Source organism: Acinetobacter sp. A2 (genome assembly GCF_012371325.1).
Lineage (GTDB): Bacteria > Pseudomonadota > Gammaproteobacteria > Pseudomonadales > Moraxellaceae > Acinetobacter.
In genome coordinates this window covers 19,175-45,165 of the sequence record NZ_JAAZQX010000018.1, presented here as the reverse complement: position 1 = coordinate 45,165, position 25,991 = coordinate 19,175, and the positions used below count along the sequence as shown (strand labels likewise).

Here is a 25,991-nt window from a genome sequence, read left to right as displayed (position 1 = left end):
TTATTCTTGAGATTCTGCTTTTGGTTTTTCACGTAAACGAATACCCAAATCACGCAATTGAGTCGCTTCAACTGGTGCAGGTGCTTGAGTCAATGGACATTCAGCTGTCTTGGTTTTCGGGAAGGCAATTACATCACGAATAGACGATGCACCTGTCATCAACATCACCAAACGGTCTAAACCAAATGCCAAACCACCGTGCGGAGGCGCACCGTATTTCAACGCATTCAGTAAGAAGCTGAATTTCTCTTCGGCTTCTTCTTCTTCAATACCTAAAGCTTCAAAAATCGCTTTTTGCATTTCTAAAGTATAAATACGCAGTGAACCACCACCAATTTCAGTACCGTTCAAGACCATGTCATAGGCAACAGATAATGCTTCACCTGGATTGCTTTTCACATCTTCAACGCTTGATTTTGGCAAGGTGAATGGATGATGCACAGAGGTCCATTTACCCTCATCTGTTTCTTCAAACATTGGGAAGTCAACTACCCAAAGCGGTGCCCATTCGCAGGTTGCAAGGTTCAAATCGTGACCAATTTTCACACGAAGTGCACCCATCGCATCGTTTACCACTTTGGCTTTATCTGCACCAAAGAATACGATGTCGCCATTTTCAGCGCCTACACGTTTTAATAGATCAAGCACGATTGGCTCAATAAATTTCACGATTGGAGATTGTAAGCCTTCAATACCTTTTTCAAGTTCATTGACTTTAATGTAAGCCAAACCTTTTGCACCGTAGATGCCAACATATTTGGTGTATTCATCAATCGCGCTACGTGGTAATGAACCCGCGCCAGGTACACGAAGCGCAACAATACGACCTTTAGGGTCTTTCGCAGGGCCTGCAAATACTTTGAACTCAACGTCTTGCATCAAGTCAGCAACGTCTACCAGTTTTAGTGGAATACGTAAGTCTGGTTTGTCAGATGCATAATCACGCATTGCTTCTGAATATGGCATACGTTGGAATTTGTCGAATTTCACGCCCAGAAGTTCATCGAACATCTTCACGGTCATGCCTTCCATCAAATCCATAATGTCATCGTCACTCATGAACGATGTTTCAATGTCGATTTGAGTAAATTCAGGCTGACGGTCTGCACGCAAGTCTTCATCACGGAAACATTTTGCGATTTGGTAATAACGGTCAATACCACCCACCATCAACAATTGTTTAAATAATTGTGGCGATTGTGGCAGTGCATAGAAGCTACCGTTAGATACACGGCTTGGCACTAAATAGTCACGTGCGCCTTCTGGGGTAGCACGTGTCAAAATTGGCGTTTCAACATCCAAGAAACCATGGTCGTCTAAATAGTTACGAATTAGGTTGGTGACTTTAGAACGGAAACGTAAGCGATCTAACATTTCTGGACGACGGATGTCCAAGAAACGGTATTTCAAACGAATTTCTTCTGAAATGTTGGTATTTTCGTCGTTCAATGGGAACGGAGGCGTTTCAGATGCTGCAAGAACTTCAATTTCCTTGCCTAAAACTTCAATTTGTCCACTGACCATATTGGCATTTTCTGTGCCTGCATAGCGACGACGTACACGACCTGTAATTTTTAATACAAATTCTGAACGTGCTTTGTCTGCAGTTGCAAATGCTTCTGGAGTGTCTGGGTCGATCACGACTTGCACAAGACCATCACGGTCACGCATATCTAGGAAGATCACACCACCGTGGTCACGACGACGGTGCACCCAGCCACATAGGGTAACAGTTTGATCAATTTGAGCTTCGGTTAAAGAACCGCAATAATGAGTTCGCATCATAGCGTTAAAAATCCAACTATATGGGTTAAGGAAGCGAATACGTAAACAGCGCACCGCCTTTAGCAAAGGTAGGATTATGCCTCTTTGGGCATGTGGCTACAAGAACCTGCTGTAAAAACAGTGGGTTTTTACAAGGAATGTGTCTGAAATAGGATAATGCAGCCAGATTCAGGATAAAGTGATGAGCTTCGACTTTATTTTATCTACCCTTGCCGATCCAAAAACAAAAATAACAGACAACCTAAACTGAACATGAGTAATGCCCCTTGGCTAAACTCATTGATGGCACGCCCTGTAAAGTAATACAGTTCCTCCTGCCAAAGTGCATCGGGAATATGCCGTGCATAATCCCAAAGCGAGAAACAGCCCAAAGCGAAAGATAGTGTAATAAGACCAACTGCATAGCCCAGAACTTTGATGCTTACAGGTTTGATTTGCCGATGCTTCTTATAATAATGCAGGCTCATCCACAATAAAAAAGGTAGGGCCAAAATAGAGCTACCAATTTGCAAGATGCGGTGCATCGGGTAAGTCTGAGTACCCCATTGCACCGATTGTGCTAAAAAATCCTGAAAGGCAAAACTGCGAAAGTCGTGATGGGTTAAACCATCCCAAATTAAATGTGTGGCATTCCCCAGTAATAAGCTGAAGATAATCACCAAAACAAAGCCCAATACGGATGTTGCATGATTCAAATTTAGCGGGTGGTGTATTCCCACAAAGCGATACAACGCAGGGCGATATACCAGATACCAAAGTGCACAGAACATAAGGCCCAAGAATAAGTTTGGATAAAACAAGGCTGACCATAAATGTGGCGTTGGGTCTTGGCGTAGGGTAAACAGGCGATGTAAATCTGGCAGCATACAGCCAATTGCAAGTGCAGCAATGGGTAGCCGTTGTCCTGAGAGTTTAGCTAGCGGAGGCGCAAGTACAGCATGAGATAAGGTAAAGGGCATACCAATAAAAAGAAGAATAAACGTCAGCAGAATTGAAGGCGTAGCTTAACTGAAAATACAGAATGAGAATGTTTTTTATTGCAATACTATTGAAATGTTATATTATAACAACAATTGTTTTTTGCTACTTTGAGCATGGGTCATGGCGTTCCATAAGAATTTAATAACAGTTTCAATTTTTGCAGTACTTAGTCCAGCAGCATTTGCCAATACAGATGCTACAAATACACAATTGGAAACGATTCAGCTACAAGCACATCCTTTGGTACAAACTGCGGCAGATTTCGCTGTAGCAGATCATGTGATTGATCAGAAAACGTTGGCAGAGCGCGGCACCACTATAGGTGATGCAATGGCAGATGAGCTAGGTGTTTATTCTAACCAATATGGTTCAGGTTCTAGCCGACCTGTCATTCGTGGACAAGATGGTCCACGTGTTAAAGTGCTGCAACATGCTTCAGAAACGGCAGATGTTTCTACACTTTCACCTGACCATGCGGTAACGGTAGATCCAATTTTGGCCAAGCAAGTTGAAATTATTCGTGGGCCATCAACTTTACTTTATGGTGCGGGTACCGTAGGTGGTTTGGTCAATGTCACTGACCAAAAAATTCCAACGCAAATGCCAAATAATGGTTTAGAAGGACAAGTCGGTCTGCGTTATAACACAGGCAGTGATGAAAAACTGGCCAGCGCAGGTGTGACCGCAGCAATTGGTGATCAGTTTGCGCTGCGTATAGAAGGTTCTAAGCGTAAGGCTAATGATTACATTACCCCAAACTATTGGGTAGAACATCATAATGATGAAGCAGGACATGACGACCATGATCACGGACATAATGATCCAGGTCATGATCATGATGATGAAGGCACACATTTAGATAAAGCACGTCGTGTAGAGAATACCTTTGCTGAAGGGCAAACGGTGAATATTGGTGGCTCATGGATTCATGATCGTGGTTTTGTGGGCGTGTCATATAGTAATCGTCAGGATAAATATGGGTTGCCAGGGCATAGCCATGAATATCATGGTTGTGGACCAGATCATGACAATCGAAATACGATTAAATGTCTTCCTCATGAGGGAGACGACGATGAACATGCGCATGGCGGTCCATGGGTTGATCTAGAATCACACCGTTATGATTTACGTACCGAGCTTGATCAGCCTTTTGCAGGTTTTGATAAACTACGTGCGCATGCCAGTTTTACAGATTATGAACATGATGAACTGGAAGAAAATAAAGTTATCAGTAACTTTAAAAGCAAAGGCTATGATGCACGTTTAGAGTTGGTGCATCAACCTATTGCGGGTTGGGAAGGTGTGTTTGGTACCCAGTATAGCCAGCAAAAAATTGATTTGACCGGACAGAAAGAAAAACATGGCGATCATTTTCATGAAAGCGTACCTATGCCAGATACGAAAACGCAAAAATATAGTTTGTTCGGTTTAGAGCATAAACAATTTGGCGATGTGCATGTTGAACTCGGCGCACGGGTTGAACATCAAAAAATTGATGTCGATGCGAAGCAAAAAGATTATTCAGATACGGGCGTATCTGCTTCTGCAGCAGCCAACTGGCAGTTTGCACCGAACTATAAACTATCCTTTACAGGCTCACACCAACAGCGTTTACCGTTGGCACAAGAGCTTTATGCAAATGGCATCCACTTTGCAACAAACACTTATGAGCGTGGCAATGCAAATTTAGATGTGGAAAAATCGAATAATTTAGAACTTGGTTTGCACTATGAAGCTGACAAACTGGATTATTCGTTGCATGTCTATCATAACTGGTTTGATAACTATATTTATGGTGCAACCACCGACCATATAGAAACTTTCCGTTTAATTGATTATCAACAAGACAAAGCCAAGTTTTATGGTACAGAAGCTAAGCTAGGGTATCAGATTAGCCCTGATTATAAACTTAGTGTGTTTGGTGATTATGTTCGTGGCGAAATAGATAACCAAAATGCACCACGTGTACCTGCAGGCCGTTTGGGAACTAAACTAGATGCTAACTTTGCCGATGGTTGGTCGGGTATGGCGGAATACTATCGTGTATTTAAGCAAGACAAAATTGCAGCGTATGAACAAGAAACAGAAGGCTATAACATGGTCAATGTTGGCGTAGCTTATGCAGGAAACTATGCCAATAAACAAGATTACCGTGTGTATTTTAAAGCCAACAACTTGTTAGATGATGAAGTCTATTCACATGCATCTTTCTTGTCACATATTCCACAAGTGGGACGTAACTTTACTGTGGGCGTTGAATTTGGTTTCTAAAATTCAATTTGGGCTTTATAGGATGTCTGTGTGAAAACACAGAAATCCTCTTGAAAATCCAAACAATAAAACCTAGTCTGAGCGCATCGGACTAGGTTTTTTGTTATGCGTATTTTTCAGCGAATTCACCAAAAATTGAATTGGTCGCCTCGGGCTTATTTGGGACTGGTTTTAGGTTTACTGGCTTTGGGTTATTTGTCCTCGGCTATTTACCACAGTCTTAAACCGTTACCAGATGGTCTGAATTATACCGGAAAATTACGCCATGCACCTGTCAAATTTATTGCTGATCAGACCTATATTGATGCGCAAGGTGTTCAGCAGCAGCAACACCAAATTTTTAAGGAGATTTTAGGTTTAATTGATGCTGCGCAAACCACCATTGTGTTGGATATGTTTTTGTTTAATGCAGAGGTGGGGACGTCTAAACAACAGCATCAACCACTGACACAGCAATTGACCGAAGCTTTAATTCATAAACGTCAGATGCAGCCAAATATTGAAATTAAGGTCATTACAGACCCAATTAACTCAGTATATGGCGGTATTGCACCTGAGCATTATCGTCAATTACGTCAAGCAGGCATTGATGTGATTGAAACCGATTTAACGCCTTTACGGGCATCGAATCCATTGTGGTCAGGTTTTTGGTATCTCTGCTGTCAGGGTATTCCAAATAATGCAGAAAAAGGTTGGCTGCCAAGTCCTTTCGGGCAAGATAAAATTACCCTGCGCAGTTATTTCAGCCTGTTTAATTTTAAAGCCAACCATCGTAAAACCATTGTGGTCGATACCACCGAAGGTTGGAAAGCGTTGGTGACCTCATTGAATCCGCATGATGGTAGTTCGCGTCATTCTAATATTGCCTTAGTGGTCACAGGCAATACAGCGGTTGATATTTTGCAGACAGAACAAGCTGTAGCACGTATGTCACAAGGCAATGTGTCTGGGGTGATTGTGGGTGAGTTTGAGGCAGATCATTCTTACCCTCAAGTGCAGGTTTTAACGGAACAGGCAATTTGGGATGCTAGTTTAGCAATGATTGAAAATGCTAAGGAGCAAGAGCATCTTGATTTGGCGATGTTTTATTTGTCAGAACGTAAAGTGATTCAGGCTTTAATTGCTGCACAACAACGTGGTGTACAGGTACGGGTGCTGTTAGACCCGAATAAAGATGCCTTTGGTCGTGAAAAAAATGGTATTCCAAACCGACAAGTAGCATCCGAACTGAATGCGGCAGGGGTGAGCGTGCGTTGGTGTAATACGCAAGGCGAGCAATGTCATAATAAAATGATGATCAAATCTAATGCCACACAGGCAGAATTGACACTAGGTTCTGCAAATTTCACCGCACGTAATTTTAAAAATTATAATTTAGAAACCAATTTGCGTGTGGTTGGACAGGTACAAGCCCCTGTATTTCAGGATGCACAACATTATTTTAATACCGCATGGTCAAACCTTGAGGGTAAAAATATGAGTGTGGATTATGCTATGTATGCCGATGAGTCGAAGTGGAAATATGTGGTTTATCGCTTTATGGAGTGGAGTGGTTTATCGACATTCTGACTTTAAACTTTTTCAGTCAGATGTAATATTCCTAGAAAAATCCCTCTTGTTTAAAGAGGGATTTTTAGAAAACAACAATGAAGCTCTAAAATTATTTTTCAGGATTTGGCGGCACCATTTCATCCAAATCTTTATCACTCAGCTGATCTAACTCAGAAATATCAGTCTTGATTTTCCACTGTGCTTCATCATCAACAGGATTCGGCAAACGGGCTTCTAGCCAGTCACAGACCACATCTGGGCTAAATTCTGGATGGTTGCATTGAATCACCCATGATAAAAAATCTTTAGCATCACCATTCATATATGGCGGTGGAGATACAGGCAAGAATTGGGTCGGTAAACGCTCATCTCTGGAAATATAATTCAGGACATGCCCCAATTCTTGTACAGTTTGCCATGCCAGTGGGTGTTCTACATCTATTTGAAATTTAAACCACCATGCATGCTGACCGTCTGAACCATAAGAATCCACACGGGCTTGCTGCACACTTGGAACTTTACAGAAAAACTGATGAAGGCGGTCAAAATTTAATTCAGGCACGAGGTTTCATCCAATTTCAAAAAAAATGTATCTTAGCATAATGTGAAAATGAAACAGGTATGCTGCAGCTTTGTTTCTGTAAGAGCGGAGTTGGAATGAATAAAATTGCTGTTTTTTTATTCATTGTTTATCCTTAATTTGAGGTTAAAATCAAAAGATAACCAGAGGAGTGTTGGATATGAAGGTAGCAATTTTAACTGCATTGAGTGGCATGCTACTTATGGGTACTACGCTGCCAGCATTTGCAGAAACGAATCGTTGGGCAGGTTATACAGGTGTCGATACTCAGCGTTATCATCATCATCCTTATACTTCGCAGCATCATCCTGCATATCCACAACATCGACCATATTATTCACAGCATCCTCAACCGCAGTACTATCCACGACATTACCCGCAGCATCACCCACGTTCTGCACCGCAGTGGGGGCAGCCAACTATTCGGAGTGGTATTAATATTCAATACAATGCACCAAGTACGGTGCAATATAACCACCAAAGCTATAGTTGGGTGAATGGTGAACCGAGCACTGCTCATATTGAAAGTTCGACTTATCGGGTTGTGACCAATTGGCAGCATTTAGGCTTGCCTGCACCGCCACGTGGTATGTATTGGGTTTTTGAGCACGGCCGTTATGTTTTGGTGGAAAATCGTTAGATCATCTTAAGTGTTCAAGAAAAGCATTTGAGCCAAACATATCATTAGGTGAATCTTCAAAAAAAAGCGCGTCATGGTTTATCCTGACGCGCTTTTTTATAGCAGAAGTTTGAGTGGCTTTGAGTGAATTAAGCAATTTCAGTTTAGGCCAGCTCATCATCTTCTGGGCGTGGTGTCTTGCCCTGTGGTAATGGTTTTTCACTGTGTTTATCTCGAATCACCGATGGATAATTCCACGAAGCAAAACGCACCACCAGAATTGCAAAGGCTAGAATTAGAATTGAACCCGTAATAATCACCAAGTCCATATCTGCCTTATGATCATGTTGAATATCGGAAATCAGCAGTCGGGTTAGGGCGGTAATGGCAATATAAATCAGAAAGCGTACTGGCATGTGATTGGTTTTAAAGTAAATTCCAACCATGGCACCAAGTTCTAAATAAATGAAAAGCAGTAAAATATCATCAATCGTGGCATATTGTTTGACGGTTAGAATATCGATCACGGTATGACCAGCAGACCAGATCACCATACAGCCAATGATGAACAGGGCAATATAGTGAAAACTTTCAACGGCTAGATTGCCAAGTCGGTCGAGGAGGGTTTCTATTTTTTCTACTTTGGAATGTTGTGCTTTCATTTGCTCCTCCTGATGATGTTGATGAATGATAAAAACTCATGCAAAAACTGTGCACAACTACAGGAAAAGCTGCGTAAACATAGTAAAAATAAGAGGTATAAAAAACGCCTGACAATGCAGGCGTTTTTTAGAGACAATCGAGTTAAGCTTGATTAGTGAAGTAATCTTCGCTGAAGTTCATAATCACTTCTGCACCCGCTTTTACTTTGGTAATGCGTAATGCAAGTTCTGGTAAAACACGTTGTACAAAGTAGAGTGCCAATGACAATTTGTTTTGATAGAACTCGCCATCTTTTTGCTTAGCGGCATTGGCAATGCGCGCGAACATATAAGCAAAGCTGAGCAAACCTACTGCATGCAAATAATCTACTGCTGCAGCATTCGGGAAGTCTACATTTTCTTTGGCCGCATTAAGAATGTATTGAGTAACTGATTCAACCTCAGTCGCTGCATCCAAAGTTGCATCTTTAATGAAGTTCAGGTCTGCGTCTAAACCATTGGCAAAATCACGGATTTCTGCAATGTATTCTGCAATAAATTCACCATTGCATTTAATGGTTTTACGACCAATCAAGTCTTGTGATTGTACGCCGTTGGTGCCTTCATAAATTTGGGCAATACGTAAATCACGTACACATTGCTCCATGCCCCATTCGCGGATATAACCATGGCCACCGAAGCACATTTGAGCATCTAAAGTCGCTTGGAATGCGGTATCGGTTAAATAGGCTTTTGCAATTGGTGTGAGCAGGGCAACACGGTTATTGGCTTTCTGCACCGCTTCTGCATCGGTAGAGAATTTAGTGATATCGAGCTGTTGACCTACATAAACCGCAAATGCACGAGATGCTTCGTTATTGGCACGCGCATTTAATAGCATACGACGTACATCACCATGCACCAAAATGCTGTCAGCTGCTTTGTTCGGTGACTTAACGCCTGATGCACTGCGACCCTGAATACGGTCAGTCGCATATTGTGCAGCATTTTGATAGGCAAACTCAGATGCGCCTAAGCCTTGAATACCCATAGACAGACGTTCGTAGTTCATCATGACGAACATGGCTGCTAAGCCTTCATTTTCTTTACCCACTAAGTAGCCTTTGGCACCATCAAAGTTCATCACACAAGTTGCAGAGGCTTTGATCCCCATTTTGTGTTCAATTGAACCTGGGCCAACTGGGTTGCGTTCACCTAATGAACCATCTTCATTGACCAAGAATTTCGGTACGATGAATAAAGAAATACCACGTGAACCTGCAGGAGCATCTGGTGTTTTAGCCAAAACCAAGTGAATGATGTTTTCTGCAAGGTCGTGGTCACCACCTGTAATAAAGATTTTGGTACCAGTGATGTTGTAAGTACCATCTGCATTTGGTTCAGCTTTGGTTTTAATAATACCCAAGTCAGTCCCTGCATGTGGCTCAGTTAAACACATGGTACCTGACCACTCACCTGAGTAAATTTTAGGTAAATAGGTTTCTTTTTGCTCTTGTGATGCATAGCTGTTTAAAGCCATACCTGCGCCTACAGACAGCAATGGATACAACATAAATGATGGGTTAGTAGCAAATAGCATTTCATCTGACAAAACAGTCAGCATTTTTGGCATGCCCTGACCGCCCCATTCTTCATCTGCGCCCAAACCAATCCAACCGCCTTCGGCATATTGTTTAAATGCTTCTTTAAAGCCAGCAGGGGTAGTCACTTCACCATTGTTGTACGTTGCGCCTTCTTCATCACCACTACGGTTAATAGGCAGGGTCACGTTTTGGGCAAACTTTGCCATTTCTTCCAAAATTGCTTCGGCCGTTGCAGCATCTAGGTGAGCTAAATTTTCATTGTTTTGCCAGAATTGTTCTGCATTAAAAACATCATTTAAGATGAATTTCATATCGGCAAGAGGAGCATTATAAATTGGCATGTGGTTTCACCTGTTTATTGTTTGAATCTTGATTCGCTGAGTTCAGTGTAATCTACAATTATGAATGTTGTAGGTGGCTCAAACGAAAGAATGCTTTATTTATAAAGAAAAAGGACTGCCAATGCTATGACCGTCCTTTCTCAATTTCTGTACTCAAGAGTACAACATTTTGAATATCTAGTTAAATATTCTCAATATTTAGCTTAGAAAGCAAAGTGTTCAGCATCTAATGCAAGTAAAGGCTCTACACCTGTTGCAATCACATCAACGTGTGAACGAACACGTGGCAAGATTTTTTTGAAGTAGAAACGTGCTGTAGTTACTTTAGCATTGTAGAAGTCTACATCGGTTGTACCTGCAGCTAGTGCTTCTTGTGCAACCAAAGCCATACGAGCCCATAGGTAAGCAAGCGTTACATAACCAGAGAAGTAGAGGTAGTCTACTGCCGCAGCACCAACTTCTTCAGGGTTTTGCATTGCACGCATACCAAGTTGCATGGTCAAGTCGCCCCATTCTTTGTTAAGTGCCGCAAGCGGTTCAACAAATTCTTGCATCGCAGCGTTGTCTTTGTTGGCTTCTGCAAATTTGTGAATAATTTTGGTGAAGTCTTTCAACATTGCACCTTGTGTACCCAATACTTTACGGCCTAACAAGTCAATAGACTGGATTTCAGTTGTACCTTCGTACAAGCAAGAAATACGTGTGTCACGCACAATTTGTTCCATGCCATGCTCAGAAATGAAGCCATGACCACCAAAGACTTGAACACCGTGTTTTGCAGATTCAGAACCTGTTTCAGTTAAGAATGCTTTTGCAATTGGAGTCAGTAAAGACAAGATGTTGTCAGAGAATTTACGCTCTTCTTCAGTTGCACCTTGTTCAACGATGTCTGCATGTTGTGCAAGCAAGTACACCAACGCACGACCACCTTCAGCATACGCTTTTTGAGTTAAAAGCATGTTGCGTACAGCTGGATGCACAATAATTGGGTCTGCTTCTTTTTCAGGTGCTTTCGGGCCAGAAAGTGAACGCATTGCCAAACGGTCTTTGGCATAAGTTAATGCACCTTGGAAAGAACCTTCAGATGCTGCAAGACCTTGTACCGCTGTACCAATACGTGCAGTGTTCATGAACGTGAACATACAGTTTAGACCACGGTTTTCAGGGCCAATCAAGAAACCTTTAGCGTTATCAAAGTTGATGACGCAAGTTGCGTTGCCATGAATACCCATTTTGTGTTCGATTGAGCCACAACGTACACCATTACGCTCGCCTACAGAACCATCTGCATTGAGGTTGAACTTAGGTACGATGAACAAAGAAATACCTTTAGTACCTTTAGGTGCGCCTGGTAAGCGTGCCAATACGATGTGTACGATATTCTCTGCCATGTCGTGTTCGCCAGCAGAGATAAAGATTTTCTCGCCAGAGATTGCATAGCTACCGTCTGCTTGTGGCTCAGCTTTGGTACGGATAATACCCAAGTCAGAACCTGCGTGAGATTCGGTTAAGCACATGGTGCCCGTCCACTCACCCGATACTAATTTTGGCAAATAAGCATCTTTTTGTTCTTGTGAACCGTGGTGTTCTAAGGTACGTACCGCACCATGAGAAAGACCAGGGTACATGCCCCATGACCAGTTCGCTGTACCCACCATTTCTGAAATGGTAATACCTAAAGAGTTTGGTAAGCCTTGACCGCCGTATTGTTCTTCTGCAGAAAGCGAAGGGAAGCCCAGTTCGATATATTTTTGATACGCTTCTTTAAAGCCTGTTGGTGTGGTCACCACGCCATCATTCCAAGTACAACCTTCACGGTCGCCCACTTGGTTCAATGGAGATAATTCATTTTCACAGAAATCTGCTGCAGCTTCCAAATATTGGTCAACCAATTCACGGCTTACGTTTTCTTGGAATGCAGGTAATTTTGCATAGTGTTCTTCAGCATTTAATAATTCATGCAAAACGAATTGCATATCACGTAAAGGCGCTTTGTATTGTGGCATATCGGTTTCCTCAATACTGGTTTGACCAGCGTTATATTTTAAATGGATTTCAAAGCATGCCTTCTCAGACATGACCTGTTGGAATGGTTGTAATCGTGCAACATCTTCTGATTCGGTACAAGCATCTAAATAGCATTTCTTAGTGACTGCAAAGTCAAAGATTTTTATCTTGAAATGGCTAAGTTGTTTGAGTGTAAACAGTTTTACTGAGTTTGAAATGACACAAATAGTCAAAAAGCGTAAAGAGACATGTCTGAGTGCAGTGGATAAAAAGATCAATAAAAAGGCGCTCAATGAGCGCCTTTAAAACAGTGTGAATTGACTGGTACGATTGCTTAACGTGATGCAGATTGCTTGATTTTTAAAGGTTGAATAGGCTGATTTGGCTGAAAACGTACTAAACATTGACCATTGAGTTGTTGGTCGCCTAGTTTAACCTGAACTTTTTGACCATGGGTTTTACCTTCACAAGCTGTGCGCATTGCTTGTTGATGAGCTTGACGCTGTGCCAATCGTTGATCGTACTGTTTGGTCATTTCAGCACGTTGTGCATCGGTCAGTACTTCACCACGTTGCGGGCGCTGCATATTGGCATGCATAGCTTGATGCTGTTTCATCATATATTGACGTTGTTGTTTAAACGATTGACGGTCTGGCTGAAAGCGCATAGTACAGGTGCCCGAAACTGTTTTTTCGCTGAGTTTGAGTTGCAGCTTTGTACCTGCTGCCTTATTGTCACATGCTTGTTGCATCTGGCTACGGAAAGCACGGTGTTCTGCGCGCTTCGCACGATACTGTTCACGTTGTTCTGGGCTAAAACGTGAGTCGGCTACAGCATGATGCTTCATCATACGTGTCTGTTGTCGATCCGTTAAGTCATTGCTGGTTTGACAAGCCGTTAAAGCACCCATCCCCAAAACACTCGCCCCAAGTAACGCGATTTTTGTCATCTGTTTCATCTTACATCTCCTTAACTGGAATCCGACTTTGCTTAAGTTAAGATTAAATAATAAAGATGAAGAAACAATGGAGAGTTTTTTGAAGCGCTGTTGGTTACAATGCTCAAAATTAAGAAAAAATTCTGAGACTGTTCTATTGAAAATTCGCCGCATTCCCATCGCCTTACGCCTGTTTTTAACAGTGCTACTGACGACCTTGCTAATCACCACGGTTAGTTTGGGGGTATTGCATGTCAATATGCAGCGTAACTTCAGTAAATACGTGGCCGACGTAGAAATGCAGAAGCTGGATTTGGTCATCCAAAACTTGGCAGAAGTGTATGCGGTGTACCATGACTGGGGCAATGCCATTCAGGCGCAAATTTTACAAATAGAAGGCGAAGCCGCACCCGATGATTATGACCGTTTATCGCGTTGGTGGTTGCGTCGTCAGTATGATATTGCCTTGCAGCAGCGCTATTTTCAGGAACATAGCTTAGCCAATGTAAATCCGAGTGTGGTTGAGCCGGACCCAATGAAGCGTCAAGCCAATGCAGAAGAGTTACGTTGGTTAGAGCTAAATTTACCTTCGCAGTTTCAGCCTTTTGAGGGGTTAGTATTTCCTTTAAGCGCCAATCAAAATGCATTCCGTTCAGATCGTAAAAACGAAGGGCAGAACAATACAACAGACGCTTCGGGTAAAAAACAGTTTATTTCGATGCCTGACCGTTTGGGGTTGAGTTCACGTTTATCTTTATATGATGCGCAGCGTCAGTTTGTTGTGGGTGAGCCTGCGGAAACTCAGATTTCCTATCGTCCAATTATGGTCGGTGAAAAAATCGTGGGCTATTTGGGGTTAAAACCTGTGCTTGAGCAGGAAGATGCGTTAAGCATTAACTTCTTTAGTAAGCAAACTCGTTATTTATTATTGGTTTATGCCTTAAGTATTTTGGCCAGTTTGATTGCTGCCTTACTGTTGGCGACCTATTTTAAAAAGCCAATTCAGCGTTTATTAAATGGCACACGCGAATTGACCAAAGGCCATTATCAGCATCAGGTCACGGTCAATCGTAATGATGAGTTGGGTGATTTATCGACAGAACTGAACCATTTGGCGGTGATTTTAGATCAACATGAAAACTCACGCCGTCAGTGGGTGGCAGATACTTCGCATGAATTGAAAACCCCATTGGCGGTGTTGCAGGCACAAATTGAAGCCATGCAAGATGGTATCCGCAAAGCCACGCCAGAGCATTTGGCAGCCATGATGCATCAGGTCAATAGTCTGAAAAAACTGACGCAGGATTTGTCTGACTTGGCTCAAGCTGAAGCCATGCAATTGAAGTGCTATTTTGCAAGCATAGACCCTTGGCAAGTGATTGAACAGGAAATTGAAAGCTTCAAGCCGAAATTTGAGCAGGCGCAATTGGACTTGATCGTGTCTGGTGAAGGCACGCAATTACAATTAGATATAGACCGTTTTAAACAAATTATGCTCAACTTATTGAGTAACAGTATTCGCTATACCGAAGCAGGTGGGCAGGTGCATATTCACACCAGTCAAAGCGCAACCGAGTGGACCGTGTATGTAGACGACAGCCCGTTTGGCCTAAGTGATGAACAACTGGCCCGTTTGGGTGAACGTTTTTATCGTGCCGATGATTCACGCACTCGGGCGACAGGTGGTACAGGTTTAGGTTTGGCCTTATCGGTCAAAATTGCCAAAGCATTGGGCGGAGAGTTAAGTTTTGCTCATTCACCGTTGGGTGGTTTACGCTGCAAATTAAGTTTTCCAAAAATCAAATCTTAATGGACTTTAAGGAATCGTGCATGAAACATATCTTACTGGTTGAAGATGAAATTGAACTGGCCCAATTGGTGCGAGATTATTTAGAAGCTGCTGGTTTTGAAGTCAGTATGTTTCATGATGGGCAAGAAGCTTATGACAGCTTTTTGCAGCGTAAACCAAGCCTGATGATTTTGGATTTGATGGTACCACGCATGGACGGCCTGACCATTTGCCGAAAAGTACGTGAACAGTCCGATGTGCCAATTATTATGGTTACCGCTCGAACAGAAGAAATAGATCGGGTGCTGGGTTTAAACATGGGGGCAGATGATTATGTTTGTAAGCCTTTTAGCCCAAAAGAATTGGTCGCGCGCGTGCAGGCGGTTTTGCGTCGCTTAGAACGCAAAGTTGGGCCTGAAAGCAATGATTTATTCCGCATGGATAAAGCGCAGCAGCGTATTTGGTATCAGCAAAAAACCTTGAATTTGACCCCGACAGAATTCCGCTTATTGGAACTGTTTTTAGAGCATGTGGGGCAGGTGTATTCAAGAGCGCAATTGCTAGATCATATTAACCCTGACAGTTTTGAAGTGGCTGACCGTGTGATTGATAGCCACATTAAAAACTTACGCCGTAAAATTTCTGACGCAGCAGAAACAGGTAATCGGCATGAATGGATTCAAGCAGTGTATGGCGTGGGCTATCGTTTTGAGTATCCAGAAGAATAAGTTTAAAAATTCAATAAGCGAATCTTGGAAGATTCGCTTTTGTTTTTCTTAGTTAGATATTATGTTGAAAAAGTGCAGAGCAAATAGCTTTTAAATGTTTTATTGACTCAAGTTGCGCTACGCAAAAGCTCAATCCGTTGTCTTTCTACTTTCTTTAATTTTGCGACCACCAGTTCATAAGAATTTAAAACCAAATCTTGTACCAGTTGTGCATTTAAGTCCTCATCTGCAAAAATTGAAATCCAGTGCTGTTTGTTCATGTGCCAACCTGCACGGATATAGGGATAAAAATCACGTAACATGGCGCCATGTTCAGGCTGAACTTTTAGATTGATTATGGCATGACCATTTAAATACAGACTCAGCATAAACACTTTATCAAATACCTTATGCACCAAACAGCCATCGCCAAAAGGTTCGCTCAAGCTCACTTCTGGTAATTTTTCTGCGGCATTGGCTGCAAGTTGATGCAGTGATTTCTGTGTTTGTGCCATTCATCTTCGCCTTAAAAGTTTATCCTGTGGATAACCACATCTTTATCCACAGAAAATGTGTATAACTTTGCTGGAGTTTTAAACGTCCTGTTGCTTAAAAATAGCATTAAGATGAGCAACTCACCATCACTTCAGGTACATCACTTGGCAAGGGTGCTAAATCTTCAGGCCGTTCCAACTCGGGCTGTTTGCTATACGGTTGGCTGAGTAGGGTAAATAAACGCTCAACTTCTGAAAAATCATCGCGTTCTGCCTGCTCAATTGCCTTTTGTGCCATGTGATTGCGTAAAATATAGTGCGGGTTGGCCTGTTGCATGGCGGCATCTAAAGTTTCAGTATCTTGATGTTCACGAATCTGTAAATACTGTGCCAAAAAGCTTTCCCACTGACGACGATCTAAACAATCATCCAATATTTCTGTGTATTGTTTATTTTGTAGGCGGATAAAACTTTGAGTGTAATCCAGTTGCTCACTTTGCAAAATGCGTAAGAAGTGGGTTGCGCAGTCAAAACTGTCTTTATGGAAGCTTGGCAGTCCCATTTTTTCACACAAGCCGAGTTTGTAATGTTCTAAAAAAGTTGGTTCAAAATGTTCTAAACATGCTGCCAGTGCTTGTTTCCAGTGTTCTTTCTGATCTTGGTTTTGCTCAAGTGGAATTAAATTATTTAGCCAGACCCATAAGTTCCAGTGCGCTACGCTCGGTTGTTGTTGGTAGGTATAGCGCCCTTGGTAGTCCGAATGGTTATTGATCCAGTTCGGGCGAAAACGCTCCATAAAACCATAAGGGCCAAAATCTAAAGTAGAGCCAGTGATATTTAAATTATCGGTATTCATCACGCCATGCGCAAAACCGACCAATTGCCATTTCGCAATCATCACTGCTGTACGCTGAATGACTTGGGTGGCAAAGGCGAGTACAGGCTGTTCGGCAGTCAAGCATTCAGGGTAGTGCCATTCAATACATTTTTGCACAAATTCAGGTAGTAGTTCAGGTTGATACTGATTGATCCATTCGAAATGACCTAAACGAATATGACAGTCAGAGGTGCGTAATAACATGGCGCCCAGTTCTAGTTTTTCACGTTGTACGCCTTGTGTAGATGAAGTGAATCCCACCGCATTGCTTGAAGGTACACCAAGTGCATTTAAAGCATGGCCTGCCAAATACTCACGAATCACAGAACGCAAAACCGCACGGCCATCACCCATACGTGAATAAGGCGTTGAGCCAGCACCTTTTAAATGTAGGTCAATGGTACGCTGTTGCGTGTCTAGCACTTGTGCAATCAGTAAGCCTCGTCCATCTCCCAGTTGACCAGCCCATTGCCCAAATTGATGTCCTGCATACACCATTGCCAAAGGTGGAAATTCCGGAAATGTGGTTTGGCCGCTGCAAATCTCTACCCAGTGCTGCTGTTCCTCGCTACTCCATTGCAGCTCTTTTGCCAATGCTGCATTAAAGTGTCCAGCTTTAGCACCTTTTAAGGGTAGGGGCTGCTGTTGATGATAAAGGCGAGCGGGCAGTGTGGGATAACGTGAATTAAATTGCATAGTGGGGGAGTGTTTGGCACAAAGTGAGGTTCACTATAGCAAACTTGGGCTTTAAAAACTGTAGTCTAAAAATGCATAAAGCCCTGAACAGGTCAGGGCTTTAGCGGTGTATAAGAACACAGTTCTTATTGTGATACTGGATTCTTTTTCAAGTTACGCATTAGCAAATTCAATGTTTCACGATGGTGTGAAAGACGCTGCTCAACCAACTGGAATTCAACTTTGAGTTTGTCATCCATTTGGTGGATTTTTTCAGCCATTGACGCTTTTTTCGCTTGAATTTCTTGCTCTTTTAATTTTGCCCAATCATTTAAAGTTTGGGTAAATGCATCATATTCTTGCGCAATACGACTTTTCACTTGCACAATGTCATCATTCACATTGTGACCATAAACTGCCAAGTCTTGCTCTGCGTATTTAAAGCGCATTGCCAATTCTGCTTTTTTAATATTAAAGCTTGGAATACGACGTAAATTTTTAGCCAAACCTAACTTAGAGCATGTCCAAATTAACCATTTAGTTGGGTCATATTGCCACCATTTTACGCCATTACGATAATCGTATTGGAAAATATGGTGATAGTTATGATAACCCTCGCCCCAAGTGGCAATGGCTAACCAGAAGTTGTCACGCGCAGTGTTTTCGTCAGTGTATGGACGTGAACCCCACATGTGGCACAGCGAGTTAATAAAGAAAGTGACATGGTGGCTTAAAATCAGACGCATTAAACCGCCCAATAGCAACACACCCCACATATCGCCAACAGCCCAGCCAATTGGCACTAAAATGCCAACATGCACTGCAATTACCATTGGCACGTAATATTTGTGCTGGAACATCACCAATTTGTCATTTAACAAATCTGGCGCATTTTTAAAGTTTGGCTCTGCAGCAGGATAGTCACGTAGCATCCAGCCCATGTGCGCAAACCAAAAACCATTGTTGATTGAATACGGGTCTTTTTCGACATCATCAACATGGCGGTGATGGGTACGGTGACCTGAACCCCAGAACAAAATACTGTTCTGAACGGCAAAAGTCCCCATAATCATCAAAAGAATTTTTAAAGGAAGCGTAGCTTCGTAGGCACGGTGTGCCCATAAACGGTGATAACCTGCTGTAATACCCAAGCTACTTACGCCAAGTAATACAAACATACTGATCCAAGCGGCTAAGCTAAAATCATGGTGATAGGCATACCAAGGAATTGCAATCACGGCAACAATAGGTAAGAAAACCAGTGCAAAGATGGCAATCCAGTTGATTGGGGCTTTGGGTAAGGGAGCATTCATCTCCAACAGCACTCCTAGAACCTTTGGGAGGTATAAGTAGACGCTTAATCCGTTATAAAATCATGATCTGCCCGAAGGAAATGATCATAGTATTAAAGTTTATAGGGATTAATTTTTTCGCATATTAGCATGAGCGTATTCACGATCACAGCATTATTGTACAGTTGTATTGTACTGGGTGGTAACAGAATATAATGGTATTTGTAGGTTTTTACGAAAATGTGCGGTATGACAGCCAAACCAGCACAGAAAATCTGTTATTTAAACATATATATGCGCTTAGCCTGCACTTTACAAGTGTTGCATCATCAGTTTTGGATAATCGGTAATTAACCCCTGAACACCCAAATCTTTAAGTTGTTTGGCGCGTTCAATTTGGTTGACTGTCCAAACACTAATATTCAGTTTGGCCTGTTGTGTCGCTTGAATGAGGGCATCTGTGGCGAGTTCGTTCATCCAGCCAATTTGGCAACAACCTAATACTAAAGCTTGATCAATGGCTTGGTATTGCAAATCATCTTCTACCAACAAACCACGTTTAAAGCGTGATTTTTGTTGTTGTAATGCCCAATGAATTTTAGGATCAAAACTGGTGATGATGGCGTTGTGTTCAAAGCCCTGTAAATGTTGCTCTAGGCTTTGAGTGATTTTTTCGGCATCGGCATGTGAATTAACTGCTTTAACCTCAACCTCAATATGATCAAAATTTTGAATAATGGTCATGGTTTGATTAAGCAGGGGCGTGGTTTCAACTTTATTCCAGTCCGACCACATCACTGCGTGGTTATAATGGTTTAAATCTTCCAGACTACATTCATACAGCGCTTTGTCTTGTCCTGTGGTACGAATGAATTGATCATCATGCATAACCACTAAGGCATTGTCTTTGAGTTGACGCACATCAAACTCAACCGCACGAATGCCAATATTTTGAATATATTCAAAACCACCAAGCGTGTTTTCAGGCGCTTCGCCACGCGCACCTCGATGACCAATTATGCGCATAATGTGCCCATGAATTGAAAGTTTGCTTTCATTTTGCAAGTACGACGTGACAAAGAGATGACATCTCTTATTTTGGTCGGATGATGTAAAATTTCAAGCAGCATCCGACGTGATTTTTTAGATGCAAAATCAGGGCTTTATTTTAGTTTCCGATTTTAGCTTGTAATGTTAGTTACCAATACTGTCATTGATGTTCTTTTGCCATAATACTTCGCTGCCTCCTTCGGCACGTTGCAAGCTGCGAGATGCCACAAATAGCCAGTCAGACAGTCGGTTCAGTAGTTGCAAAGACGGTGCCTGGATATTTTGATCACGGTTGTGTACGGTCATTAAACTGCGTTCTGCACGACGGCATACGGCACGAGCTTGATGTGCATAACTACATGCCAATGTACCTGCAGGCAAAATAAACTCTTTGAGCATTGGCAGGCTTTCATTCATGCGGTCAATGTCTTGTTCTAAGTATTCGATCGCAAGCGGTTGTACGAGGTGGTAATTGGGGATACAGACTTCACCGCCTAAATCGAATAGCCAGTGCTGAATCAGGCTGAGCGATTTGTCCCAAGTGTTTTTGTCTTGAATGTTGCTATGTGTAATTTGTGAGCGCAGTACGCCAATACAGGCATTTAGTTCATCGACATCGCCCAGTGCATGAATGCGTAAGTCATCTTTGGCAACACGTGAGCCATCGCCCAATCCTGTTGTGCCTGAGTCGCCTGTGCGAGTGTAGATTTTGCTTAAACGGTGGCCCATGATCGTTCCTTGTTTGAAAGTGAAAGTTGCGTTTACTTGGTCGTAAGAAATAAAAGCTGGCGCAATAAAAAAAGGATAATGTCGGTCATTACATTATCCATAAACTGCGCTGTTTTAAAGTTTTTGTTGTGATGCAGGTTTAGTAGCGGAAAGTTACCCCTGCGGAAGTGAGGCGGCCGCCGTTGATGTAGTAATAACCTTTATCTTGGTATGCGGTCTTGTATTCAACATCCCCGATATTTTGAATATTGGTAAAGAGTTTGACATTTGGGTTTACATTCCAAAACGCATTTACATCAACAGTTGCATAACCCGGGTTCTTATAGTTTTTATCCCAATCTTTAGATTTGGATTTAGCGACCAAAGATGCGCTAATACCATATATTTCATTTTGTAAGCCAGTTGTTAAAGTAAACCCCTGACGTGGACGACGATTTAAATCTTGATGAGTTGCTTCATTTTGAGGTTTAACGTAACTATAGGTTGCTTTAGCAAATAAATCATCTTGCTGCCAGCCTAAATAAGCTTCACCACCTTGGTAAGTTGCCTTTTGAATATTTGTCAGTTTGCCATTTTTGTCTAAGGCGATTAAATCTTCAACTTGTGTGTAGTAAGCAGATAAACCTGTTTGCAAGCCATATGCTAGATTTTGGTCAAAACCAATTTCATAAGATGTACTTTCTTCGGGGTTCAGATCAGGGTTACCATTCCATGAATTATAAAGTTCATTCAATGTTGGTGATTTAAATGCTGTGCCTACATTTACATATGCGCTAGTTGAAGGCAGTAATTGGTAACGAGCAGCAATTTGACCTACAGTATGCACCCCATATTTTTCATTATCTTCTACACGCACGCCCAGTTGGGTGTTAAGTCTACTTCCGTTAAGTTGATGCTGAATATAATATCCAGTTGAGTCTACATCTTCGTTATAGGGTGTGCCATAAGACAGAATATCGCCATCGAGATTGCGATGAGTCACACCTGTAAGTAAAGTCTGCTGAGGCGTGAAGTTCCATTTACTATAGAGTTCTGCTTCTTGAGTTTTGCTATGTGCAAAGTCGGTTGAATCTTTTTGGTCGACTTCATCCGTAAATTGAGATAAACGTGCATTCAGTTCAAATTGATCAGTCAGGTTTATACGACCACGAAGATTGATAATTTCATTTTCAAAGTCTTGTTTCAGCAATGCACCATTAAATGTATAAGCATCATATAAGTTAGTGCCTTTATTTGTGGTGTAGTCAATTGATGTTGCAAAGTTTTCTTTTTCTACACCAAGTTTGGTACTAAAGCCTTTTTGATCAAAAGAAGCAGTTTCATTGCTATAGGTTTTTTGGTTGTTTACTTTTGTTGCATCAGATTCTAATCGTTGGCCACGAATTTGAGCATAAAAACCGTCTTCATATAAATCAGCGCCGATGACAGATTTATAGGTTCTATTTTCGCCTACTTCACCAGTAATAAAAGCACTTGTTTTTTCAGGTTTTTTTGAAATCAATTGGACTACACCGCCAATAGCATCCGTACCATATAAAACAGACGCAGAACCTTTTAGAATTTCGATTTGTTTGATATCTGTAGTGTCAATAAAAGCAAGATTTGCTGTACCAGAAGATGCATTATTTAATCGTATGCCATCACGTAAAATCAAAGTATGGTCTGATTCAGTACCACGTAAATAAATATCGGCAAGTTGCCCCATACCACCACTTTGAACCATGTTGATGGCAGCATCATATTTTAGCAAATCAGGAAAAGACGCAATTGGCGACTGTTCCAAAATCTTTGGCTCGATAATATTAATCCGCGCAGGCACATTACCAATTTTTTCTTCAGAACGAGTTGCCGTGACCACAAGCGTATCTAAAGCAGCATTCACCACACGCTGATCTTGCGATTCTGCAGCAAAAACTGAAGTTGAAAAACCCATTGCAAGCGCAATTGCGCCCACTAAAGCAGTAGGCTGAAAAAGAGTAGACATGACTTTGCTCCGTACATTCACCCCACGTGAATGATTGAGTTAAGGGCACAACAAGCAGGTCTCCGGACTTCAATGTGCCAAGCATCTTCTAATTTATGATTGCTTCGCTGTATATCCACCTTCCCATATTGTTCATACAGTGGTGTAAATCATAAGATTTAAATTGATATACGTTTCATGGTTACCGTTGCGGGGGCAGTGTTGGACTTTCACCAACTTCCCTAAAGCTCAAAGCTAGGACTCGTTGCATTTGCGCGAAGTATAAAGTCTGTATGCCATTTAAACAACGGAAATGCAGAATAATCCGCCTGAACTTCACTCAACCCCTTAAAATTGCATTACAATGATTCGCCCCAATATCTGATTTTGTTAGTGTGAACAGACAATTTAAAAGTCACGCACAGCAAGATCAGCAAAATGAAAATTGAAAATCAGGATTAGAGTCCAAAACGATGCGTACCCGTGCCAAAATTTGCGGAATCACGCGAATTCAAGATATAAACAGTGTTGTGCATGCGGGTGCAGATGCAATTGGCTTGGTGTTTTATCCACTGAGTCCTCGTAATGTCAGCATTGCTGAAGCAGAAAACCTTGTGCAACACATACCCGCTTATGTGCAAGTGGTTGGCTTGTTTGTAAATGCCAGTGCAGACGACATAGCCGCAGTACTAAAACAAGTGCCTTTAGATATTCTGCAATTTCATGGTGATGAAACACCATTGCAATGTCAGCAAATAGCACAGCAAGTCGGACGCAGATGGTACAAAGCCATACAGGTCAAACCTGATTTAAATGTGTTGGATGCGATAAAAAGCTATCAACAAGCAGGTGCAAGCGCAGTATTATTAGATGCGTGGCATCCTGAGCTGAAAGGTGGAACAGGACACAGTTTTGACTGGTCAAAATTCCCCAAACTCGATATTCCTTTAATATTGGCGGGTGGTTTAAACCCTGCCAATATTGAAGATGCAATTCAGACCACCCAAGCCTATGCCGTTGATGTTAGTGGCGGGGTAGAGTCTGCAAAAGGTATTAAAGACCAACAACTCATAGAACACTTCATGCAAGGAGTCCAACGTGGATCAGCAAAGTACAAATCACAATAATCCAGTGATTGACTATACCCAGTTCCCAGATGCAAAAGGGCATTTTGGGATCCATGGCGGACGTTTTGTGTCAGAAACGCTGATGGCGGCTTTACAAGACTTAGAAAAATTGTATTTCCGCATGAAAGATGATCCGCAGTTTTTGGCAGAATTCGACCGCGATCTCGCCTACTATGTAGGTCGTCCTAGTCCTTTGTATTATGCTGAGCGATGGTCTAAAGAGTTAGGTGGTGCGCAAATTTACTTAAAGCGTGAAGACCTGAACCATACAGGCTCACATAAAGTGAATAACACCATTGGTCAGGCATTACTGGCAAAGTTGTCTGGTAAAAAACGCATTATTGCTGAAACAGGCGCTGGTCAGCATGGTGTGGCAACCGCAACGATTGCAGCCCGCTTAGGTTTAGAGTGCGTAGTGTTCATGGGTGCAGAAGACGTCAAACGTCAGGCCATGAACGTGTACCGCATGCGCTTACTCGGGGCAACTGTTGTACCTGTAGAAAGTGGCTCTAAAACCTTAAAAGATGCCATGAACGAAGCTATGCGTGACTGGGTGACCAATGTCGATTCAACGTATTATGTGATTGGTACTGTGGCAGGCCCACATCCGTATCCACAATTGGTACGTGATTTCCAATCTATTATTGGTCGTGAAGCACGTCGTCAAATTCAAGAGCAGGCAGGTCGTTTACCTGACGCACTTGTGGCTTGTGTTGGTGGTGGTTCTAATGCGATGGGCTTGTTCTATCCATTCTTGAATGATGCCGAAGTGAAAATGTACGGTGTTGAGGCTGCGGGCTTGGGCATTGAAACAGGCAAACACTCTGCGCCATTGAATGCAGGACACGTAGGCGTATTGCACGGTAACCGTACTTATTTAATGTCGGATGCGCAAGGTCAGATTATTGAAACCCATTCTATTTCTGCAGGTCTAGATTACCCAGGTGTAGGGCCAGAGCATAGCTTCTTAAAAGATATGCACCGTGTCGATTATGTGCCAATCAATGACCAAGAAGCTTTGCAAGGTTTCCGTGACCTAACCCGTATTGAAGGGATCATTCCTGCATTGGAAAGTTCACATGCGATGGCGTATGTCACCAAGCTTGCGCCAACTATGGATAAAGACCAAATCATTATTGCGACTGTTTCAGGTCGTGGTGATAAAGACTTAATGACTGTTGCACGTTTAGATGGCGTAGAAATGGTAGATATGTAAATTGCCACATGCTCGAAATAGAGCAGGCTAAATTTTTATTCAATCGTGCTGAAGCAATTCGGCACGATTTTTTAATTGGTTCATTTAAAAATTCTCGCTACTTTAAAACCATTAAAGCTAAAAATTATGTAGGGGGCGGGTATGCCTAGTTTATTTATCGTCATGTTGGGTGGGCGTCATGCACGGGCCAATACCGAAGTACATGATGTGGTACTTGCAGTGGGTGATGCTTTAGAAGAAACCTATCCTCAACTCAAGCAGGCTTGGTTTGCAGAACCCAAAGGCTTACATATTGATGCGTGGGCGCAAATCAACGGTGTGGAGTTTGAAGGCAAATCCTACTATTTAAAATTCACAGATGCACAGCCGAATCAATCTGAAAATCGCCTGTATTTAATTAATTTGGGTGGCTATGATCCGCGTGAATTTGGAGAATTGCATCGTTATGTGTTGGTGGTGGCGCAAAATCCAATGGTGGCAAAGCAATGTGGAAAAGCTTATTTTGCCCAGCACTGGCAAAAACAGCATACCGATCGGGTTTTAGAGGTAGATGATTGTTTGGTAATTGATCAGGTGTACGGTCGCTATGTGCAACTGGTTGAAGGTTCATTTTCAGCTAATCGCTGGGAAAATACGTATCTGACTTTGGATTCAGATGTTTAAATCTTCTTAGATTAGCTTTTACTTTAAAATAGATTGTCTTTTATGGGCAGTTTTAGCTACTGCCACCACTCACGTTGAGTCACTAATGTTGA

The 25,991-nt window shown here is 42.1% G+C and carries 21 protein-coding genes and 1 riboswitch; of the genes, 8 read left to right on the top strand and 13 right to left on the bottom strand.

Annotated features, from left to right (window positions below):
- A complete protein-coding gene (aspS, locus tag HHA43_RS08415) occupies nucleotides 1–1,785 on the bottom strand; it encodes an aspartate--tRNA ligase (RefSeq protein WP_168542376.1) in 1,785 nt (594 codons plus the stop codon).
- Between the two features lie 203 nt (nucleotides 1,786–1,988).
- Nucleotides 1,989–2,744, bottom strand: a complete 756-nt coding sequence (locus tag HHA43_RS08410; RefSeq protein ID WP_168542374.1) for a DUF4184 family protein — start codon at nucleotides 2,742–2,744, stop codon at nucleotides 1,989–1,991.
- Between the two features lie 142 nt (nucleotides 2,745–2,886).
- On the opposite strand from HHA43_RS08410, the gene znuD reads away from it, so the two are divergent.
- Nucleotides 2,887–5,037: a zinc piracy TonB-dependent receptor ZnuD gene (gene znuD / locus HHA43_RS08405; protein ID WP_168542372.1), complete on the top strand. Its 2,151-nt coding sequence runs from the start codon at nucleotides 2,887–2,889 to the stop codon at nucleotides 5,035–5,037.
- Between the two features lie 105 nt (nucleotides 5,038–5,142).
- Entirely contained in the window at nucleotides 5,143–6,606 is a 1,464-nt protein-coding gene (locus HHA43_RS08400) for a phospholipase D family protein (protein WP_168542370.1), read from the top strand.
- Nucleotides 6,607–6,697: 91 nt separating this feature from the next.
- Here HHA43_RS08400 and HHA43_RS08395 read toward each other — a convergent pair whose 3' ends face one another.
- Nucleotides 6,698–7,150, bottom strand: coding sequence for a hypothetical protein (locus HHA43_RS08395; RefSeq protein WP_168397761.1), 453 nt, complete (start codon nucleotides 7,148–7,150; stop codon nucleotides 6,698–6,700).
- A gap of 178 nt (nucleotides 7,151–7,328) precedes the next feature.
- On the opposite strand from HHA43_RS08395, the gene HHA43_RS08390 reads away from it, so the two are divergent.
- Nucleotides 7,329–7,808 (top strand): RcnB family protein, encoded by a 480-nt coding sequence (locus HHA43_RS08390; RefSeq protein WP_168542368.1) that lies wholly within the window; start codon nucleotides 7,329–7,331, stop codon nucleotides 7,806–7,808.
- Between the two features lie 143 nt (nucleotides 7,809–7,951).
- Here HHA43_RS08390 and HHA43_RS08385 read toward each other — a convergent pair whose 3' ends face one another.
- The 4 genes from HHA43_RS08385 to HHA43_RS08370 form a co-directional block, all read right to left on the bottom strand.
- Complete coding sequence (locus HHA43_RS08385) at nucleotides 7,952–8,449, bottom strand: phosphate-starvation-inducible protein PsiE (protein WP_168418561.1); 498 nt, start codon at nucleotides 8,447–8,449, stop codon at nucleotides 7,952–7,954.
- A 142-nt stretch (nucleotides 8,450–8,591) separates the two neighbouring features.
- A complete protein-coding gene (locus HHA43_RS08380; RefSeq protein ID WP_168542366.1) occupies nucleotides 8,592–10,373 on the bottom strand; it encodes an acyl-CoA dehydrogenase C-terminal domain-containing protein in 1,782 nt (593 codons plus the stop codon).
- Nucleotides 10,374–10,576: 203 nt separating this feature from the next.
- Nucleotides 10,577–12,379: an acyl-CoA dehydrogenase C-terminal domain-containing protein gene (locus HHA43_RS08375; RefSeq protein ID WP_168418591.1), complete on the bottom strand. Its 1,803-nt coding sequence runs from the start codon at nucleotides 12,377–12,379 to the stop codon at nucleotides 10,577–10,579.
- Nucleotides 12,380–12,714: 335 nt separating this feature from the next.
- Nucleotides 12,715–13,338, bottom strand: coding sequence for a hypothetical protein (locus HHA43_RS08370; RefSeq protein WP_168542364.1), 624 nt, complete (start codon nucleotides 13,336–13,338; stop codon nucleotides 12,715–12,717).
- A 136-nt stretch (nucleotides 13,339–13,474) separates the two neighbouring features.
- Between HHA43_RS08370 and baeS the strand changes: the two genes are divergently transcribed.
- Together baeS and HHA43_RS08360 are read left to right on the top strand one after the other, a co-directional pair.
- Nucleotides 13,475–15,127 (top strand): sensor histidine kinase efflux regulator BaeS, encoded by a 1,653-nt coding sequence (gene baeS, locus HHA43_RS08365; protein ID WP_168542362.1) that lies wholly within the window; start codon nucleotides 13,475–13,477, stop codon nucleotides 15,125–15,127.
- A gap of 20 nt (nucleotides 15,128–15,147) precedes the next feature.
- Complete coding sequence (locus HHA43_RS08360) at nucleotides 15,148–15,834, top strand: response regulator (protein WP_168542360.1); 687 nt, start codon at nucleotides 15,148–15,150, stop codon at nucleotides 15,832–15,834.
- 107 nt (nucleotides 15,835–15,941) lie between these two features.
- Here the strand turns inward: HHA43_RS08360 and HHA43_RS08355 are convergent, their stop codons facing one another.
- From HHA43_RS08355 to HHA43_RS08330, 6 genes are all read right to left on the bottom strand, one after another.
- Complete coding sequence (locus tag HHA43_RS08355; RefSeq protein ID WP_168542358.1) at nucleotides 15,942–16,328, bottom strand: MmcQ/YjbR family DNA-binding protein; 387 nt, start codon at nucleotides 16,326–16,328, stop codon at nucleotides 15,942–15,944.
- Between the two features lie 106 nt (nucleotides 16,329–16,434).
- Nucleotides 16,435–17,880, bottom strand: coding sequence for a protein adenylyltransferase SelO (locus tag HHA43_RS08350; protein WP_168542356.1), 1,446 nt, complete (start codon nucleotides 17,878–17,880; stop codon nucleotides 16,435–16,437).
- Between the two features lie 125 nt (nucleotides 17,881–18,005).
- Nucleotides 18,006–19,172 (bottom strand): acyl-CoA desaturase, encoded by a 1,167-nt coding sequence (locus HHA43_RS08345; protein WP_168418568.1) that lies wholly within the window; start codon nucleotides 19,170–19,172, stop codon nucleotides 18,006–18,008.
- Nucleotides 19,173–19,463: 291 nt separating this feature from the next.
- Nucleotides 19,464–20,177: a glycerophosphodiester phosphodiesterase gene (locus tag HHA43_RS08340; RefSeq protein WP_167846257.1), complete on the bottom strand. Its 714-nt coding sequence runs from the start codon at nucleotides 20,175–20,177 to the stop codon at nucleotides 19,464–19,466.
- Nucleotides 20,178–20,345: 168 nt separating this feature from the next.
- Nucleotides 20,346–20,930, bottom strand: coding sequence for a cob(I)yrinic acid a,c-diamide adenosyltransferase (locus tag HHA43_RS08335; protein ID WP_168542354.1), 585 nt, complete (start codon nucleotides 20,928–20,930; stop codon nucleotides 20,346–20,348).
- A 139-nt stretch (nucleotides 20,931–21,069) separates the two neighbouring features.
- Nucleotides 21,070–22,914, bottom strand: coding sequence for a TonB-dependent receptor plug domain-containing protein (locus tag HHA43_RS08330; RefSeq protein WP_168542352.1), 1,845 nt, complete (start codon nucleotides 22,912–22,914; stop codon nucleotides 21,070–21,072).
- Between the two features lie 35 nt (nucleotides 22,915–22,949).
- A riboswitch (cobalamin riboswitch) is annotated at nucleotides 22,950–23,174 on the bottom strand.
- A gap of 192 nt (nucleotides 23,175–23,366) precedes the next feature.
- Between HHA43_RS08330 and HHA43_RS08325 the strand changes: the two genes are divergently transcribed.
- The 3 genes from HHA43_RS08325 (at nucleotide 23,367) to HHA43_RS08315 (ending at nucleotide 25,899) form a co-directional block, all read left to right on the top strand.
- Nucleotides 23,367–24,020, top strand: coding sequence for a phosphoribosylanthranilate isomerase (locus HHA43_RS08325; RefSeq protein ID WP_168418572.1), 654 nt, complete (start codon nucleotides 23,367–23,369; stop codon nucleotides 24,018–24,020).
- On the top strand, nucleotides 23,992–25,236 hold the full coding sequence (trpB, locus tag HHA43_RS08320; RefSeq protein ID WP_168418573.1) for a tryptophan synthase subunit beta: 1,245 nt from the start codon (nucleotides 23,992–23,994) through the stop codon (nucleotides 25,234–25,236). The genes HHA43_RS08325 and trpB overlap by 29 nt, the downstream gene beginning before the upstream one ends.
- A 141-nt stretch (nucleotides 25,237–25,377) precedes the next feature.
- Nucleotides 25,378–25,899 (top strand): DUF1543 domain-containing protein, encoded by a 522-nt coding sequence (locus HHA43_RS08315; RefSeq protein WP_168542350.1) that lies wholly within the window; start codon nucleotides 25,378–25,380, stop codon nucleotides 25,897–25,899.
- Nucleotides 25,900–25,991: the final 92 nt, after the last annotated feature.

Bases quoted from the DNA above. Each gene is read 5' to 3' on its own strand.
- HHA43_RS08330 (WP_168542352.1), bottom strand. From the start codon at position 22,914: ATGTCTACTCTTTTTCAGCCTACTGCTTTAGTGGGCGCAATTGCGCTT.
- HHA43_RS08315 (WP_168542350.1), top strand. From the start codon at position 25,378: ATGCCTAGTTTATTTATCGTCATGTTGGGTGGGCGTCATGCACGGGCC.
- HHA43_RS08385 (WP_168418561.1), bottom strand. From the start codon at position 8,449: ATGAAAGCACAACATTCCAAAGTAGAAAAAATAGAAACCCTCCTCGAC.
- znuD (WP_168542372.1), top strand. From the start codon at position 2,887: ATGGCGTTCCATAAGAATTTAATAACAGTTTCAATTTTTGCAGTACTT.
- HHA43_RS08370 (WP_168542364.1), bottom strand. From the start codon at position 13,338: ATGAAACAGATGACAAAAATCGCGTTACTTGGGGCGAGTGTTTTGGGG.
- HHA43_RS08410 (WP_168542374.1), bottom strand. From the start codon at position 2,744: ATGCCCTTTACCTTATCTCATGCTGTACTTGCGCCTCCGCTAGCTAAA.
- HHA43_RS08380 (WP_168542366.1), bottom strand. From the start codon at position 10,373: ATGCCAATTTATAATGCTCCTCTTGCCGATATGAAATTCATCTTAAAT.
- HHA43_RS08360 (WP_168542360.1), top strand. From the start codon at position 15,148: ATGAAACATATCTTACTGGTTGAAGATGAAATTGAACTGGCCCAATTG.
- HHA43_RS08325 (WP_168418572.1), top strand. From the start codon at position 23,367: ATGCGTACCCGTGCCAAAATTTGCGGAATCACGCGAATTCAAGATATA.
- HHA43_RS08340 (WP_167846257.1), bottom strand. From the start codon at position 20,177: ATGCGCATAATTGGTCATCGAGGTGCGCGTGGCGAAGCGCCTGAAAAC.
- HHA43_RS08350 (WP_168542356.1), bottom strand. From the start codon at position 17,880: ATGCAATTTAATTCACGTTATCCCACACTGCCCGCTCGCCTTTATCAT.
- HHA43_RS08335 (WP_168542354.1), bottom strand. From the start codon at position 20,930: ATGGGCCACCGTTTAAGCAAAATCTACACTCGCACAGGCGACTCAGGC.
- HHA43_RS08400 (WP_168542370.1), top strand. From the start codon at position 5,143: ATGCGTATTTTTCAGCGAATTCACCAAAAATTGAATTGGTCGCCTCGG.
- HHA43_RS08345 (WP_168418568.1), bottom strand. From the start codon at position 19,172: ATGAATGCTCCCTTACCCAAAGCCCCAATCAACTGGATTGCCATCTTT.
- HHA43_RS08375 (WP_168418591.1), bottom strand. From the start codon at position 12,379: ATGCCACAATACAAAGCGCCTTTACGTGATATGCAATTCGTTTTGCAT.
- aspS (WP_168542376.1), bottom strand. From the start codon at position 1,785: ATGATGCGAACTCATTATTGCGGTTCTTTAACCGAAGCTCAAATTGAT.
- HHA43_RS08390 (WP_168542368.1), top strand. From the start codon at position 7,329: ATGAAGGTAGCAATTTTAACTGCATTGAGTGGCATGCTACTTATGGGT.
- HHA43_RS08355 (WP_168542358.1), bottom strand. From the start codon at position 16,328: ATGGCACAAACACAGAAATCACTGCATCAACTTGCAGCCAATGCCGCA.